Origin of the sequence: Paenibacillus sp. FSL E2-0177, assembly GCF_037992975.1 — a bacterium.
GTDB lineage: Bacteria > Bacillota > Bacilli > Paenibacillales > Paenibacillaceae > Paenibacillus_AQ > Paenibacillus_AQ odorifer.
This window is the reverse complement of the sequence record NZ_CP150307.1, coordinates 5,446,114-5,462,427: the sequence shown is the minus strand read 5'-3', so window position 1 is coordinate 5,462,427 and position 16,314 is coordinate 5,446,114. Positions and strand designations below refer to the sequence as shown.

Annotated in this window: 13 protein-coding genes; 8 read left to right on the top strand and 5 right to left on the bottom strand. The window is 43.7% G+C overall.

Annotated features, from left to right (window positions below):
- The first annotated feature begins 5 nt into the window (after positions 1-5).
- From MHI25_RS24395 to MHI25_RS24385, 3 genes are all read left to right on the top strand, one after another.
- A complete protein-coding gene (locus MHI25_RS24395; protein WP_340394510.1) occupies positions 6-1,856 on the top strand; it encodes an oligopeptide ABC transporter substrate-binding protein in 1,851 nt (616 codons plus the stop codon).
- Between the two features lie 292 nt (positions 1,857-2,148).
- Positions 2,149-4,881, top strand: a complete 2,733-nt coding sequence (locus tag MHI25_RS24390) for a glycoside hydrolase family 9 protein (RefSeq protein WP_340394509.1) — start codon at positions 2,149-2,151, stop codon at positions 4,879-4,881.
- Between the two features lie 32 nt (positions 4,882-4,913).
- Positions 4,914-7,898: a glycoside hydrolase family 48 protein gene (locus MHI25_RS24385; RefSeq protein WP_081386463.1), complete on the top strand. Its 2,985-nt coding sequence runs from the start codon at positions 4,914-4,916 to the stop codon at positions 7,896-7,898.
- A gap of 367 nt (positions 7,899-8,265) precedes the next feature.
- On the opposite strand, the gene mnmA is transcribed toward MHI25_RS24385, so the two are convergent.
- Positions 8,266-9,387, bottom strand: a complete 1,122-nt coding sequence (mnmA, locus tag MHI25_RS24380; RefSeq protein WP_076129704.1) for a tRNA 2-thiouridine(34) synthase MnmA — start codon at positions 9,385-9,387, stop codon at positions 8,266-8,268.
- A 294-nt stretch (positions 9,388-9,681) separates the two neighbouring features.
- On the opposite strand from mnmA, the gene MHI25_RS24375 reads away from it, so the two are divergent.
- Positions 9,682-10,101, top strand: a complete 420-nt coding sequence (locus MHI25_RS24375; protein WP_036677599.1) for an Rrf2 family transcriptional regulator — start codon at positions 9,682-9,684, stop codon at positions 10,099-10,101.
- 204 nt (positions 10,102-10,305) lie between these two features.
- On the opposite strand, the gene MHI25_RS24370 is transcribed toward MHI25_RS24375, so the two are convergent.
- The 3 genes from MHI25_RS24370 to MHI25_RS24360 are packed head-to-tail and all read right to left on the bottom strand — an operon-like array spanning position 10,306 to position 11,891.
- Positions 10,306-10,761 carry a GNAT family N-acetyltransferase gene (locus tag MHI25_RS24370; RefSeq protein WP_076185501.1) on the bottom strand — a complete coding sequence of 152 codons (456 nt, stop codon included), beginning with the start codon at positions 10,759-10,761 and terminating at the stop codon, positions 10,306-10,308.
- Between the two features lie 42 nt (positions 10,762-10,803).
- Positions 10,804-11,448 carry a hypothetical protein gene (locus MHI25_RS24365; RefSeq protein WP_076185500.1) on the bottom strand — a complete coding sequence of 215 codons (645 nt, stop codon included), beginning with the start codon at positions 11,446-11,448 and terminating at the stop codon, positions 10,804-10,806.
- Entirely contained in the window at positions 11,445-11,891 is a 447-nt protein-coding gene (locus MHI25_RS24360; protein WP_076185499.1) for a GNAT family N-acetyltransferase, read from the bottom strand. The genes MHI25_RS24365 and MHI25_RS24360 overlap by 4 nt, the downstream gene beginning before the upstream one ends.
- Positions 11,892-12,019: 128 nt before the next feature.
- On the opposite strand from MHI25_RS24360, the gene MHI25_RS24355 reads away from it, so the two are divergent.
- Positions 12,020-12,472 carry a MarR family transcriptional regulator gene (locus MHI25_RS24355; protein ID WP_076105880.1) on the top strand — a complete coding sequence of 151 codons (453 nt, stop codon included), beginning with the start codon at positions 12,020-12,022 and terminating at the stop codon, positions 12,470-12,472.
- 179 nt (positions 12,473-12,651) lie between these two features.
- Here MHI25_RS24355 and MHI25_RS24350 read toward each other — a convergent pair whose 3' ends face one another.
- Positions 12,652-13,095 carry a carboxymuconolactone decarboxylase family protein gene (locus tag MHI25_RS24350; RefSeq protein WP_340394508.1) on the bottom strand — a complete coding sequence of 148 codons (444 nt, stop codon included), beginning with the start codon at positions 13,093-13,095 and terminating at the stop codon, positions 12,652-12,654.
- 271 nt (positions 13,096-13,366) lie between these two features.
- On the opposite strand from MHI25_RS24350, the gene MHI25_RS24345 reads away from it, so the two are divergent.
- From MHI25_RS24345 to MHI25_RS24335, 3 genes are all read left to right on the top strand, one after another.
- A complete protein-coding gene (locus tag MHI25_RS24345) occupies positions 13,367-13,741 on the top strand; it encodes a hypothetical protein (protein WP_076129677.1) in 375 nt (124 codons plus the stop codon).
- A gap of 158 nt (positions 13,742-13,899) precedes the next feature.
- A complete protein-coding gene (locus MHI25_RS24340) occupies positions 13,900-15,108 on the top strand; it encodes a glycosyltransferase (protein WP_340394507.1) in 1,209 nt (402 codons plus the stop codon).
- A gap of 22 nt (positions 15,109-15,130) precedes the next feature.
- Complete coding sequence (locus MHI25_RS24335; RefSeq protein WP_254857104.1) at positions 15,131-16,231, top strand: glycosyltransferase family 4 protein; 1,101 nt, start codon at positions 15,131-15,133, stop codon at positions 16,229-16,231.
- Positions 16,232-16,314 lie beyond the last annotated feature (83 nt).

Sequence of the window (16,314 nt, the reverse complement as noted above, 5' to 3'; positions counted from 1 at the left end):
ATTAAATGAGAAAAGCCATTCGTTCAAAAGCTTTACTAGTTTCATTAATGTTTGTAATGTTGTTCGCTCTTGCGGCTTGCGGCTCCAAGAACAACAACGAAGCGGCTGAATCAACAGCAGCTCCTAACGCCAGCGCACCTGCGGCAACCGCAGAAGCAACGGCCGCGCCTGAGGCAGAAGACGGACTTTATAACATTAAAGATTTCAGTAACGTTAAGACTAACCAAGGTGAAGCTATTGACGGAGGGACAATTACATTTGGACTTGTTTCCGATAGTCCATTTGAAGGCACTTTGAACTGGAACTTCTATTCTGGAGATCCAGATGCTCAAGTTCTGAACTGGTTTGATGAAGGTTTGTTAACTTGGGATAAAGACTATGTTTATACTAATGATGGTGCGGCTACTTATGAAGTTGCAGAAGATGGACGTACCTTTACCTTTACGATTCACGACAATGTAAACTGGCAGGATGGTAAACCAGTAACAGCTGAAGACTGGTTGTTCGCCCATGAAGTTATTGGTAATCCTGCTTATGATGGTCCTCGTTACGGTTCTGACTTCACTAATATTGAAGGCATGGATGAGTACCATTCCGGTAAGGCCAAAACCATATCCGGGATTAAAGTGCTGGGTGATAAGAAACTGCAAATTACTTATAAGCAATCTACACCTTCCTTGTTAACGGGTAGCGTATGGATTTATCCATTAGCCAAACATATCTTTGGCGGCATGGATGTTGCCAAAATCTCCTCTTCCCCTGAAGTCCGCCAAAAGCCAATTGGCTTCGGAGCTTTTAAAGTAGAGAGTATCGTTCCTGGTGAGTCTGTAGTATTTGTTAAGAATGAAGATTACTGGCGCGGAGCCCCTAAACTGGATAAAGTAATTTTGAAGGTTATCAACCCAACAACGATTGTACAAGAACTGAAATCTGGTGGAGTTGACTTGGTGGATTCCTTCCCTATTGATCAATACCCTGATAATGCAAAGATGTCAAACGTTGAATTCCTGGGTGCGGTTGATCGTGCTTATACGTATATAGGCTTTAAGCTTGGTAAATGGGATGCAACGAAAAAAGAGGTTGTTACCGATCCTAAAGCTAAAATGGCGGATGTGAATCTTCGTAAAGCAATGTGGGCAGCGGTTGACAATGATACTGTTGGTAAAAAGTTCTATAATGGTCTGCGTTGGAATGCGACTACCTTGATTCCACCTTCCCATCCTGAATTCCATGATGCTTCCAATCCAGGTGTAGCTTATGATCCAGAAGCAGCTAAGAAGATCCTGGATGACGCTGGTTACAAACTAAACGGTGAATTTAGAACGAATCCAGATGGCAGCGAGCTGAAGATTAATTTCATTTCGATGACTGGTGGAGACATTGCTGAGCCGTTGGCTCAATATTATGTACAATCCTGGAAAGCGATTGGTCTGAATGTAACTTTGGAAATGGTAGAGTTTAATACCTTCTATGATCGCATAGGTCAAAATGGTGAGGATGATCCTACTGTTGATGTGTACCAAGGCGCTTGGGGTGTAGGGATTGACGTTGACCCATCAGGTCTGTATGGCAAAGATGCAATCTATAACTTCCCACGTTACTCGAGTGCAGAGAACGATCGTTTGCTCGCCGAAGGGATATCCGAGGCTGCATTTGATGTAGACAAACGTAAAGAAATCTATAAAGAGTGGCAACAATTTATGGTTGACGAGATTCCAGTATTCCCAACACTTTATCGTGCTGTAATAGTGCCGGTTAATAACCGCGTCCTGAATTATTGGGCTGTTGGTGATGGAGTTGGAATCTATTATAACGACATTGCGGTTTCTGCAGATAAAGCTGCGGTAGCTCAGTAAGAGGGTATTAATGAACAGCAGTTCAAGGAGAGATCCTGAGCTGCTGTTTTTTGTTTTTCATTAAATTAACAATAATTCCTATATTTTGTGCATTATTTACTGTAAAAATATAGTGTTTTAATGAAAGATATGGTATATTTTGGGTGAGAGCGAAACTTTCGCTTAAATATAGCTCTTAGAGTGAGGTGAGTGGATGATCGCAATGACGGGTACCTGATTCAAGTGAGGGAGGTGTTACGGGACTGAGGTGTAATCTTTCTTGTGGCATTCACTGAAGAGAGGGGCAGTAGAAATGATCAAGAGGTATAGGAAACAAGGACTGGTGTTCAGTTTGTTGTTTACGCTTACATTTTGTTCAAATGCTGCATTTCAACCGGCGATAGCAGAGGCAGCGGCCGGAGACTACAACTATGCGGAGGTTCTACAAAAATCTATTTATTTCTACGAAACCCAGCGGTCTGGTGAATTGCCAGATAACAATCGGGTGGAATGGCGGGGCGATTCCGGTCTTTTGGACGGGACGGATGTGGGACATGATCTGACTGGTGGTTGGTACGATGCCGGTGATCACGTTAAATTCGGTTTGCCTATGGCTTATTCTACAACGATGCTGGCGTGGTCAGTTTATGAGTACAAGCAAGGATATCAGGGGTCTGGGCAGCTGGAGGAAATTTTAGACAATATTCGCTGGGCAACCGATTATTTTGTAAAAGCTCATACCGCTCCTAACGAGCTGTGGGGACAAGTTGGTAACGGAACAACCGATCATAATTGGTGGGGACCCGCAGAAGTCATGCAGATGCAGAGACCTTCCTACAAAATTGATGCCACTCATCCCGGATCAGATCTTGCCGCAGAAACAGCTGCAGCGTTAGCTTCAGCATCCATTATTTTCAGGGATACGGATGCCGTATACGCGGACAAGCTGCTGCTGCATGCTAAACAGCTTTACAATTTTGCAGACACTTATCGCGGCTCCTATTCCGACAGCATTACCGACGTCAAACAATATTATAATTCTTGGAGCGGTTACGCGGATGAATTGAGCTGGGGGGCTGTCTGGTTGTATTTGGCGACTAACGATCAGCAGTATCTCAATAAGGCTATTGCAGCAAGCGATCAATGGGGAACGAATCAGGCTGGAAACTGGGGGTATCAGTGGACACAGTCTTGGGACGACAAGCATTATGGCGCTCAATTACTGTTGGCACGAATCACCGGGCAGACCAAGTTCATTCAATCCACTGAACGGAATATGCAGTATTGGACGACTGGAGTGGGTGGAACAAGTGACCGTGTTGCCTATACACCTGGCGGACTAGCCCATCTGGATCAATGGGGCGCATTGCGTTATGCAGCCAATCAGGCTTTTATGGCCTTCGTTTACTCAGACTGGGTGAGCGATCCGGTGAAGAAAGATACGGCGCGCTCTTTCGCGGAGAGACAAATTACGTATATGCTTGGCGACAATCCACGAAACAGCAGTTATGTTATCGGTTTTGGTAACAATTCTCCTCAGCATCCCCATCATCGAACCTCACATGGATCATGGAATGATAGTCAGAGCGTTCCGGTAAATCATCGCCATGTCTTGTACGGAGCGCTAGTTGGAGGCCCGTCCAAAACAGACAGCTACACCGACTCCATTAACGATTATGTCTCGAATGAAGTTGCAACCGATTACAATGCAGCTTTTACAGGAGCTATTGCAAAAATGGTGCTGCTGCATGGACAAGGGCAACAGCCCCTTGCACAATTTCCACCTGCAGAGACACGTGAAGATGAGATGTTTGTCGAAGCCTCTGTGAATGCTAGTGGCAGCAACTTTGTAGAGATTCGAGCATTGCTGAATAACCGTACGGGCTGGCCGGCAAGGGCCAGTAAAGAGATGTCTTTTAACTATTATGTGGATCTTAGTGAAGCGATAGCGGCTGGTTATGGTCCTGAGGATATTACGGTTACAGCGGGAGGCTACAATCAGGGTGGAACGGTGTCTGCACTTCAGCCTTACGATGCAGCTAACCATATCTACTATACTAAGATCGATTTTACAGGTACTTTGATTTATCCGGGTGGACAATCTGCTCATCGTAAGGAGATTCAATTCCGAATTGCAGCTCCGCTGAACACTAACTTCTGGAATAATACTAATGATTTTTCATTCCAAGGGGTGGCAGCTCAAGGAGTAACTCCTGTAAAAACTGCGAACATTCCGGTGTTTGATGCAGGTGTACACATGTATGGAGAACTTCCAGCGGGTGGCGGACAACCTGGAGAACCTCAAGTCCCTGCACGTCCGACTAATGTTCAGGCTGTAGCAGGTAATGGGACTGTCCATTTGACTTGGAATGCGATTAGCGGGGTCAGTGAATATACCGTTAAACGCAGTGAAGTGAGTGGAGGCCCGTATACGGTGCTTGAGAATGTCACGGGAACGGATTACATGGATAGTGGACGGGTGAACGGAACCACTTATTATTATGTGATCACTGCCACGAATAGTGTAGGGGAGAGCTTGCCATCTATACAGGTTAGTGCTAAACCCCAAGAACCGACACAGCCCACAACGGGAAATTTGAAGGTGCAATATCGTACGAATGATACGAATGCCAGTGATGGACAGCTGCGCCCTCAGTTCCGAATTATGAATACAGGAACCGAGTCTGTGGCACTTAGCGGCCTGAAGCTGCGTTATTATTTCACTGTGGATGGGGATAAACCACAACAGTTTCATTGTGATTATGCTGTAGTGGGCAGTGGTAATTTAAGCGGCAGTTTTGTTAAGCTGAATCCCGCCAGTACGGGCGCGGATTATTATCTGGAGATTTCTTTTGGTGCAGGGGCTGGAAGTATAGCGCCTGGTGGAGATAGCGGCGAGATTCAGGCTCGCACCAATAAGACGGACTGGACGGATTATAATGAAACGGATGATTATTCCTACAGCGCGGTTCAGCAGACATTTGCCGATTGGAATAAGGTTACACTTTATCAAGGTGAAACACTTGTATGGGGCTTAGAACCATAAATATATCCAAGAGAGGGAGCTTGCCTAAGATGATGAAATTGAGCTTAATAAAGAAGCCTGTTTCTGTAATAATGGCCGCAGTCCTATTTCTCTCACTCATGACCGGTCTATTTAATTTTAGACCTCAGACTGCTCACGCTTCAACTACGGAGCAGACGCGATTTCTGCAATTATATGCGCAGCTAAAAGACCCCGCAAATGGTTATTTCTCTGCCGAAGGAGTACCTTATCATGCGGTAGAGACCTTGATGAGTGAAGCCCCTGATTACGGACATATGACGACCTCAGAAGCTTACAGTTATTGGATGTGGCTTGAGGTACTCTATGGTTATCACACAGGGGACTGGACTAAGCTGGAATCCGCTTGGGACAACATGGAGAAGTATATCATCCCTATTAACGAAGGTGATGGCAAGGAAGAGCAGCCAACCATGAGTTATTACAATCCGAACAGCCCGGCTACGTATGCAGCGGAGCATGCTCAGCCGGATCAGTATCCAAGTCAGCTAGGTGGCCAGTATACAGCAGGTAAAGATCCGCTAGATGCTGAATTGAAGGCGACGTATGGCAACAACCAGACCTACTTGATGCACTGGCTGGTAGACGTGGACAACTGGTACGGCTTCGGCAACTTGCTGAATCCTACGCATACAGCCGCTTATGTGAATACATTCCAACGGGGTGAACAAGAGTCCGTTTGGGAGGCGGTCCCTCACCCGTCTCAAGATGACAAAACGTTCGGAAAAGCAAACGAAGGCTTCATGAGCCTGTTCACAAAAGAAGCTAACGTGCCTTCCGCTCAATGGCGTTACACGAATGCTACAGATGCCGATGCACGGGCAGTACAAGCAATGTACTGGGCTAAAGAGCTCGGCTACAACAATACAGTGTATTTGAATAAAGCTAAGAAAATGGGCGATTTCCTGCGGTACGGTATGTATGATAAATACTTCCAAAAAGTAGGAAGTGCAGCTACTGACGGCACCCCTGATGCCGGGACTGGCAAAGATTCCAATCAATATCTTCTGGCTTGGTATACCGCATGGGGCGGTGGACTTGGAGCAACAGGAAACTGGGCTTGGAGAATCGGTGCGAGCCATGCCCACCAAGGGTATCAGAATGTCGTAGCTGCCTACGCACTTTCTGATTCGGATGGTGGTCTGATTCCGTCATCAGCTACAGCTGGGCAGGATTGGGAAAATTCTCTGAAACGTCAATTGGAATTTTATACTTGGCTGCAGTCCTCTGAAGGGGCAATTGCCGGTGGAGCGACCAATAGTTATCAAGGCGCTTACAAGGCTTATCCAGCTGGAACCAGTACTTTTTATGGCATGGCCTATGACGAAGCTCCAGTCTACCACGATCCTCCATCCAATAACTGGTTCGGAATGCAGGCATGGAGTGTGGAGCGGGTAGCAGAGCTGTACTATATCCTCGCTTCTAACGGAGACACTACATCTGAAAATTTCCAAATGGCAAAACAAGTTATAGAAAATTGGGTAGATTGGTCTAAAGATTATGCCTTTGCCAACAAACGTCCAGTTACGGATGCTGAAGGTTACTATCTGAACAGCCAAGGAAATCGAATTCTTGGAGGCGCCAATCCGCAAGTGGCTACAGTCTCTGCACCAGGAGAATTCTGGATTCCAGGTAATGTGGAATGGACAGGACAACCTAATACGTGGAATGGCTTCAGTGGTTCTGCCGCAAACAGTAACTTGAAAGCTGTAACTAAGAGTCCAAGCCAAGATACAGGTGTACTGGGCAGCTATATTAAGGCACTTACCTTCTATGCGGCTGGCACCAAAGCTGAACATGGCAGCTACAGTACTCTGGGAGGAGAAGCTCAGGTACTGGCTAAATCTTTGTTAGACACGGCATGGGGTTATAACGATGGAATTGGTATTGCAACTACCGAAAGCCGTGCAGATTATTCTCGCTATTTCACTAAAGAAGTCTATTTCCCAAGCGGCTGGACAGGTACATTCGGCCAAGGAAATACAATCCCTGGTACATCAACAGTGCCTTCCGATCCTGCTAAAGGCGGAAATGGGGTATATGCAAGCTATACCGATATCCGTCCAAATATCGTAAATGACTCTAAGTGGCAATATCTGCTGGACAAATACAATACTTCTTTTAATAAAGTGACTAAAACATGGGACAATGGAGCCCCTGAATTTACCTACCATCGCTTCTGGTCGCAAGTAGATATGGCAACTGCTTATGCAGAATACGATCGATTGATCAACAGCAGCGTGCCTACGGAGCCAGTAGCTCCAAAAGCACCTTCCAAACCAAGTGCGGTCGCTGGTAACCAAGTTGTAGATCTTAGTTGGAACAACGTAACTGGAGCTACAAGCTATACTGTGAAAAGAGCTGCAACAACTGGTGGCCCTTACAGCGATGTGGCTGTTGTCACTCAAGCTACTTACAGTGACACTTCCGTGGTTAACGGTACGGATTATTACTATGTAGTTAGTGCTTCCAACGTGGTTGGAGAGAGCCCGAATTCGCCTGAGGTTCACGCCAAGCCTATGGATGTACCGATTCCGGCACAAGGAGATTTGGTGGTGAAGTACCGGACAAGTGATACCAATCCGGGAGATAATCAGTTCCGCCCGCAGCTGCAAATTGTTAACAATGGGGATACGGCTGTAGCGCTTAGCGATGTAAAGCTGCGGTATTATTACACGATTGATGGCGATAAACCTCAACAATTTAATGTTGACTATGCTAACATCGGTGGAAGTAATATACAGGGAACATTCGTGAAGGTAGACCCTGCCAAAACTGGAGCGGACTATTATTTAGAAATCTCCTTCGGCGCAGGTGCAGGCAGTCTTGCACCGGGAGCCAACACGGGTGATATCCAGATCCGGGTCAACAAAACGGACTGGAGCAATTACAACGAGGTTGGAGACTACTCGTATGATCCTACCAAAACATCTTACACGGAATGGAATCATGTGCCGTTGTACTTGAATGGTGCTCTAGCATGGGGACTTGAGCCTTAAAGTCTAAATGAGGGAAGCCCTAGCCATTTGGCTGGGGCTTTTTTTGTTATTGGCTGGTTAGCGACTGCACTGCGACTAATTGTGGCTTCATGTCCATTTTAATTGTATTTCCTACAACTAAAATAGGCTCTAGCCGCGCCAACGTAATTTAATTGCACTTCATACAACTATTTATCAGTATATGGATACTTATTGAGATATAAGCTCAGTTTAACTGTACAATGTGCAACTAAAACCCAAAAAGAAATAAAAAAGCACGAAATTGCTGTATTAAATACAACTATTTCGTGCTTTGGTATGCTAGTTAGATATTGTGAGTCACTACGATTACTTGTAGATCAAGCTTTTATAGAAGTTTGGTTTACATTCACACTTGTGCTGAAGGAACAACCTTCTCCGCGTATTCTATCGTTCCGCCGCCGAGACATTGCTCCCCGAGATAGAAGACAACAGCTTGACCAGGTGTGATCGCTTTTTGTGGAACATCAAAGGCTACATTAATCGTTCCATCTTCACGCGCTGTAAGGGTCACGCCTTGATCTGGCTGGCGATACCGGAATTTGGCGGTGCATTTCAGCGGCTCTTGCCCAAGCGCTTGACCGTCAATCCAGTTAACACCGGAAGCAATCAAGCTAGTGGAGTACAGGCTGTGGTGCTTGTCTCCTTGTACTACATAAAGAATGTTGCGGCTAAGATCTTTTTCAGCTACAAACCACGGTTCGCCGTTGCCAGAGCCACCAATACCAAGGCCTTGGCGTTGGCCTAACGTGTAATACATAAGTCCGTCGTGGCGGCCTTTGATCTCTCCAGTTACTATGTCAACCATATCGCCAGCTTGTGCCGGGAGATATTGGCTGAGGAATTCGCGGAAGTTGCGCTCGCCGATAAAGCAGACGCCTGTGCTATCTTTTTTCTTGGCAGTGTAAAGTCCTGCTTCTTCAGCAATTCTCCGCACTTCAGGTTTCGGCAGATGTCCAATAGGGAACATTGTTTTAGAGAGTTGATGTTGCCCCAGTGCATTCAGGAAATAGGTTTGATCCTTATTGTTGTCTACGCCGCGGAGCAGCTTGTACACACCATCTTCTTCTATAACACGTGCGTAATGTCCAGTTGCGACATAATCGGCACCAAGCTGAAGAGCTTTGTTCAAAAATTCTCCAAACTTAATCTCACGGTTGCACATGACGTCAGGATTTGGCGTCCGGCCGGCCTTATATTCATCGAGAAAATAAGAAAATACCTTATCAAAGTATTCCTTCTCGAAATTAACGGTATAGTAAGGAATATCAATCTGCTCGCATACGCGGCGAACATCCTCTGCATCGCTTTCGGCCGTACATACTCCGAATTCGTCGGTATCGTCCCAGTTCTTCATGAAGATGCCGATGACGTCATAGCCCTGCTGCTTGAGCAGAAGCGCCGTGACGGAGGAATCGACCCCTCCGGACATGCCGACGACGACACGGGTGTCTTGTTTTGCTTTTGTCATCGTAATCACCATTTCTGTACCCAAAATACCGGTCATTCATGGAACACCCGGCTCAAAATGTATTATAACATACCTGTCTACTCTAAACCTCTGAAATAAGAGACTGGAAACAACAAAATGTCCACCTGGGGTGAACATTCTCGTAAAATGTTTTGTTTTCCATTTCATTTGTGACTTCGGATATGATAACATAAACTGAGAGTAATTATCGGAATACCTTGATATGACAATCCAAATGACTTGCCGAATCAATAGTATACAATAATCAGACATTAAACTGAAAGAGGTGCCCCTTTGAAAATATCAACCAAAGGTCGTTACGGACTAACAATTATGATGGAGCTTGCACTGAAATTTGGTGAAGGACCAACTTCACTTAAGAGTATCGCTGAGAAAAATGGTCTTTCCGAGCATTATCTGGAGCAACTAATTGCTCCTCTGCGCAATGCAGGACTTGTAAAAAGTATTCGTGGTGCATATGGCGGATACATTTTGTCGCGTGAGGCGAATGCTATCACTGCCGGTGATATCATCCGTGTGCTGGAGGGTCCTATCTCTCCTGTAGACTTCACGGAAGAGGACGATGCAGCGAAACGGGATTTATGGTTGCGTATTCGCGACAGTATTGCCGATGTGCTGGATTCCACAACACTTTATGATTTGATTAACTACAAAGAAGAGAGTTTGGCTGACAATTACATGTTTTATATTTAGATCTCCAATGAAAGATAACTCAACAGTATTATGAATCAACCTTTAGGCTCCCATTTGGGAGTCTTTTTTTATCTTTTATTATCTGTGATTCTATTTGTTCTTACGTTTATTAAGGAGCGCAATCCAGCAGCAAAAGGCTCCGATAAACGCTGCGAGAATCGGTATCCATTGATTAGAAGTCAAGTTAGCACCTCTCCATAGTACTTATAATTCTTTCGTCATAAAAACACTATAGGGGTCTTCAATGTAATCTGCAAACGGACTACAGTATTCAAACCCATATTGTTCATATAGTTTTCTAGCCGCTTCGAACCCTTCAGTAGATCCGGTTTCCAAGCTCAGCCGCCGATAGCCTTGTTGCTTAGCTTCTTTAATAATATGGGCAAGCATTTTAGATGCAATGCCCTTCCTAAGATGCTTGGTAGAAGTACGCATGGATTTGATTTCACCATGATGGCTACCCATGTCTTTAAGAGCACCGCAACCTAAGAGTTCGCCCTGCTCCCAGGCACTCCAGAAGGTGATTTCTGGTGTTTTTAATTTATCTAAATTTAACGCATGTACACTCTCTGGGGGAGATTGCTCAAACATGCTCTGAAGATGTTCACTGATCAATGTTATGATTTCGGTTCCGGTTAAGTTATCGATTCTAATCTCCATATTATTCACTCCCAATGATAAGATTATGGTTTGTTGTATATATCAAGTTTCTTTAGCGGAGTTCGCTGTTGTATGTTGTAGCAATCGGTCCAAGGCTTTCTGTGTAAGTGGCATAAAGTAATTAAGAATTAAGCCGCCTAAACAAATGGTAAGTAGAGTGCCAATCCCAATAGGTCCATTGAAAATAATAGCTGCAAATAAGAAAACAAGATAAATGATTGTTCTAGTAAATAGTATACTAAGCCTAGTTATCGTTTGCAGTACTAATGTTAGCCGGTCCACTGGAATCGGTGCGAAATTTGCGTATAAATAAATGGATGTACCTAATCCAATTGCGATTAAGCCTAAACCATAAAAAGCAATTTTACTGATCCACAGATTAGGCTCGATCAGATAGTTAAACAAAAAAAGCCACATATCAATACCTAAGCCTGCTATGAATGCAGTTACCAGCCCTAATAATTCCGGTCTTTGCTTGGATAAACATGAATTACATCCAATCAATAGGCATGCGATCAGCACTTCCCAACTGCCTACTGTAAGACCGACATTTTTGGATAGACCCACTAAAAGTGCATCAAAAGGTGACGCTCCAAGGTCAGAGATTATTGTTAGTGAAACGCCTAGGGTTAAGATGAAAATCCCGCAAGTGAAAATGGAAAACGTAGTTACACTAAACTTCTTCATTCTTTTGAAGCAGAAAGATCTTTAGTCATTAAAAGATGAGGGATGCCATCCTCCATAAATTCAGTAGATGAAGCCCGATAACCAAGTTTCTTATAGAAGCCCTCCGCCTGAGTTTGCCCGTGCAATTTAACTTTTTGATGCCCCTTTTCCACCACGATCTCTTCTAATGCAGAAATGATTTTTTTCCCAATTCCAAATTTACGATAAGGTTCTAGGATGCAAATACGCTCTAACTTACCTATACCATCAAGAACGCGGATCCTTCCTGTGGCAACTGGTTGCCCATCATAATAGGCCAGGACATGTTCACATTCTCCATTCAGTGTATCGAATTCATCAAATTCATCATTAAGGGGAACGCCTTGTTCCTCAACAAATACTTTTTTTCTGATTGAAAATGCAGCTTCAAGTTCCTCGATTATTGTAATTCTTTTAAGATTCATTCTTGCTTACTCCATTCTGTATTTGTTTTTTTTAGGAAAAACGTCATAATGAATTAACGACAATTATAAGTATATATACAATCAATATTGTTGTAAATACAACAATATTGGAACTGGTAGGTGATTGAATGAAAGAGATCCTTCGTGAAGTTGGAATGATAGCGAGGGCATTAGATTCCATAAGTAATATAGAGTTCAAGGAATTAGAGCTTACAAAGGGGCAGTATTTATATCTGGTCCGGATATATGAGAATCCGGGCATTATTCAAGAAAAGCTGTCGGAAATGATAAAGGTGGACCGAACAACAGCAGCGCGTGCGATTCAGAAGCTTGAAATCCAAGGTTTTATTGAAAAGAAAGACGATGAAACAAACAAAAAAATAAAAAGGTTATTCACAACTGAAAAAGGTAAACAAGCCTACTCTTTTCTGAAGAGAGAAGGGGACCATACCGACTTGGTTGCGTTAGCAGGATTATCTGAAAAAGAAACGGAAGTCTTGTTTCAACTTTTGCAAAGAGTTAGGAAAAATGTTGAGGTTGAGTGGGAATACGTAAAAAAGGGAAATAAAAGAGAGTACTAAAATCAGCAATTGTTATTGAACTAACCCAACACGATCGCAAGAAAAAATGTCTTGCTAGTGATTATACTGGCAGGGCATTTTAATGAGATGATTCATATATCAACGGAGCCGTGGAACGTACGGAGCGGAGAATAAAAAAAGAACACCCTAAAGTGTTCATTAAGGTTAATTAATGTTAATTATTGTGCTGCGGGGGTATTTCCCATTGCAATAGAAATTCTGTTCCAACTGTTGATTTGATTAATAATCAGCACAAGATCAACATATTGTTTCTCATCGTAATGTTCACGTACTTGCTTATATAGCTCATCCGGAACTCTTTTGGAAGGGATCAGCGTAATATGCTCAGCTAGTTCGAGAGCAACCTTCTCTTCAGTTGTATAAAAACTACATTCCTCCCAAACATTTAAACAATAAATTCGTTGTTCAGTTTCACCCATTTTACGAGCTTCGGATGTATGCATATCTATACAGAAAGCACATCCGTTAATTTGAGAAACTCTGATTTTGATAAGTTCTCTTGTAGTCCGATTAATCGTAGATCTTTTGGTGTACATCTCCATATCCATCATGATTTTCATACCCTCAGGTGCAACTTCATTGTAAGCAACTCTTTGACTCATTAGGCAAGACTCCTTAGGCTTTAATTTAGGAATAGTATAACTTTATTTTAACACTATTATTCTTAATATGCGAACATTTGTACTTATTTTTGTTTATAAGAAGGCAGAAATCACCCGCCGACATATCCTCAAAGCGGAACGGAAATGATATCAATATAATCTTCCACCTGTCTAATTGGCTGTTATTCCACGAGTTTCCCCTTCCTCTTGCCTCACAACTATCGGCTTCCTGGTGAATAAGTTGATAGAAACCAAGAGGAGGAGTGAGGAAATGCCTTATACAACAGGTCTTATTACAAATACAAGAGCAACTGGTACTGCAGCAAGTAATGTAGTAGTCAGTGTTCGTAACACAAGTAATGCGAGTGCAATGATGATCGTCGAAGTTTTTGGTGTTCCATATTCGATGCCAGCTCTTACTCCGCTTTATGTCACAGGGTATTACGTTCCTGCAAAGAGTTCTGATATTAGAGAGTTTTTCATTGGGGGCAATTTGGCTTACGAGGTACAAATTAGTAGTCCTTTTCCTTTGGCAGAAGTAGTTACCTCCGTGTATGGGCTGGACGAGTTCGGAAATCTAGTTACTGATCAGCGAGTGCTTCAATCTGAATTGACGCAGATTACCGCATTATCTATCCCTATATAATAGTAACGTTTAGACCATTAAGCAGCAGTCGCTGAAAGAAATAGGGCGATTGCTGCTTTTTTAGGCGCAATAAAGTATTTTAGGGGCATTCACACAATCATATGAGAGGAATCAAAATATACTGATTTTATACTCCAATGTAGAGAGAGGTAAAAATCATGGCGGATGTAGGAGTAGTTATGCCTGTGTATACCCAAAAGCCGGAGTTTCTGCGGCAAGCTCTGCAGTCTGTTCTACACCAATCTTTTACCAATTTTCGGCTGGTTGTTGTGATCGATGGAGCACCAGATATGGAACCGCTCGTGAGATCCATTATTGTCGAAGATCCGAGGGTAACGGTTATTTCTTACGCACAGAACAGGGGTATAGCACATGCACTGAATACTGGCTTTGATCTTTTGTTTAGTGAGCCCAGTATTCAATATTTGAGTTGGGTTTCCAGCGACAATGTTTATGAACCCCGTTTCCTCGAAATCCTTCGGGGGGCGCTAGTTAGAGGTCCACAGGAGTTAGGCATCGTGTTCAGTTCTTTTCAAAGCATCGATAACGAGGGAAAGTTTCTTCACAACGAACATCAATTGGCTACGCAGCGTAATTATCAGTCACAGCCCAAAGAGAGATTGCTGGATTATTCGCTCATTGGCGTATCTTTTATGTACAAAACACAGATTGCGAAGCTTGTTGGAGCTTATGGAATGGAACCGGTGGAAGATTATGATTACTGGCTGAGACTGGCTGAACATTGTGAGATTCGCTTTATACCGGTGGAACTGGTGAATTATCGTGTAGATTCTACCTTTAGTGTATCTGCCCAGTTACATTCGGTTGAAAATCATCGTAGATGGAGATATGCCTATCATTTGACCCGCCATCAGGCGCGGTTTCGCAGAGGGATTCCGGCGATGATTACCGTTTTATATCCTGTAGTGAATGCTTGTGCGGATGAAATAACGAGGATAGAGAATCTGTACGAACAAACGTATAGCAATTATGAATGCCGGGTGCTGGATTTATCAACTACACGTCAGCCATCAGCTCTATTGGAAACCATACCTCATCCTGCGACAGCGTTCGCTTGGCTGCCTGGGGCTGTGGAGTCACACGCGATTTGCAGTGCTATTGAGCAGCTATCCACCCCATTTACGATAGTTTTAGGTCCAAAGGTTTTTATAGGAGCGCTCGATATTGAGTACATGCTGGAAGCTTTGATTACTACGGGTGGGGATACGATTTCCAACTACTACACGGATGATCATAGCTTGATTGGATTTCGACACAGACATGTCCCCTCGACCAAAAGCCACTATTATAATGAGCTGTTTCGCAGCGCAGATTTGTATGATTTGTTGAAGATCTCTTTTACCTAAAATAATTTGCGAATGAGTGATCATGATGAAGATTTTGTTCACTTTTTATAACCCGAGTGGTGGTATGCAAACTCTGAACCGAGTTCGCTGCCAAGCGTTATATGCTCGCGGTGTAGAGTGCCATTTACTGTATACACACCATGGGAAAGGACAGCAGAATATCCGTAACATTCAAACGCATATTACCAATAGTGATGACGAGATCAGGGCAATGCTTGCTCGTGAAGCTTTTGACTTAATTGTAGTGTGTACGGATATTAACTTAGCAGAGCGGATTCGAGGGTTTGGGTATAAAGGGCCGCTTGTTTTTGAAGTGCAGGGTTTAGGTACCTTAGATGAAGCTGAGCAGGTCGTTAATAATTTTACAGAGCGCATTTACAGGCTCACCGATGCACTGCTGTATCCGGAAACAACCCATTTGCAGGCGCTTTTCAAAGGCGGATTTCCAACCATTCCACAATATTGTTTTGATGATCCGATCGATTGCGATCAGTTTGGATATACCAATTATCCCGCGAAAAGTTTCCCTATCCTCGGTTGGGTAGGACGCATTCAAACGAATAAGAATTGGCGGGAATTTCTGCAAATCGGGCAAAGGCTGCTGACGATCCATCCCGAGCTTTATTTATGGATTTTTCAGGATGATACGTTGTTTGATCCAGAGCAAAAAGAAAGCTTTGATCAATTTGTAGCTGAGACAGGGATTTCTTCACGATTAATTTCGTATTCCAATATTCCTCATGAGCAAATGGCAGATTATATGAGCATTATTGGTGATTCGGGAGGTTTGCTCCTTTCGACCTCAATTTTGGAAGGATTTGGATACGCGGTTGCTGAGGCGATGTTGTGCCGTTGTCCTGTACTTACTACAGATTCAGACGGCGTTCGAAGACTCGTCATTAACAATCACACTGGAAAAATATACACGAGAGGGCAGCTGGATGAAGCTGTGAATGCTGCTCTATCCTTAATGGATGATCCGGCACTGCGGGCCAGAATCAGGATGAATGGAGAATGGCATATCCGGACTAACCTGTCCTCCGAGCTGTATGCAGACAGATTTCTACAGATGTATCATCAATTGATGGGACGTAGAATTCAAATTGAGCGGCGCTGGTCTTAACTCTGCGGTTAATCTGCAGGGTTAAGATGTTTTTTCATGGATTAACAACGAGGTCAGAATTAGTATCAATAAAAGGGTGACAA

Coding starts and splice junctions, on each gene's coding strand:
- MHI25_RS24395 (WP_340394510.1), top strand. CDS start 6: ATGAGAAAAGCCATTCGTTCAAAAGCTTTACTAGTTTCATTAATGTTT.
- MHI25_RS24390 (WP_340394509.1), top strand. CDS start 2,149: ATGATCAAGAGGTATAGGAAACAAGGACTGGTGTTCAGTTTGTTGTTT.
- MHI25_RS24385 (WP_081386463.1), top strand. CDS start 4,914: ATGAAATTGAGCTTAATAAAGAAGCCTGTTTCTGTAATAATGGCCGCA.
- mnmA (WP_076129704.1), bottom strand. CDS start 9,387: ATGACAAAAGCAAAACAAGACACCCGTGTCGTCGTCGGCATGTCCGGA.
- MHI25_RS24370 (WP_076185501.1), bottom strand. CDS start 10,761: ATGGAGATTAGAATCGATAACTTAACCGGAACCGAAATCATAACATTG.
- MHI25_RS24365 (WP_076185500.1), bottom strand. CDS start 11,448: ATGAAGAAGTTTAGTGTAACTACGTTTTCCATTTTCACTTGCGGGATT.
- MHI25_RS24360 (WP_076185499.1), bottom strand. CDS start 11,891: ATGAATCTTAAAAGAATTACAATAATCGAGGAACTTGAAGCTGCATTT.
- MHI25_RS24355 (WP_076105880.1), top strand. CDS start 12,020: ATGAAAGAGATCCTTCGTGAAGTTGGAATGATAGCGAGGGCATTAGAT.
- MHI25_RS24350 (WP_340394508.1), bottom strand. CDS start 13,095: ATGAGTCAAAGAGTTGCTTACAATGAAGTTGCACCTGAGGGTATGAAA.
- MHI25_RS24345 (WP_076129677.1), top strand. CDS start 13,367: ATGCCTTATACAACAGGTCTTATTACAAATACAAGAGCAACTGGTACT.
- MHI25_RS24340 (WP_340394507.1), top strand. CDS start 13,900: ATGGCGGATGTAGGAGTAGTTATGCCTGTGTATACCCAAAAGCCGGAG.
- MHI25_RS24335 (WP_254857104.1), top strand. CDS start 15,131: ATGATGAAGATTTTGTTCACTTTTTATAACCCGAGTGGTGGTATGCAA.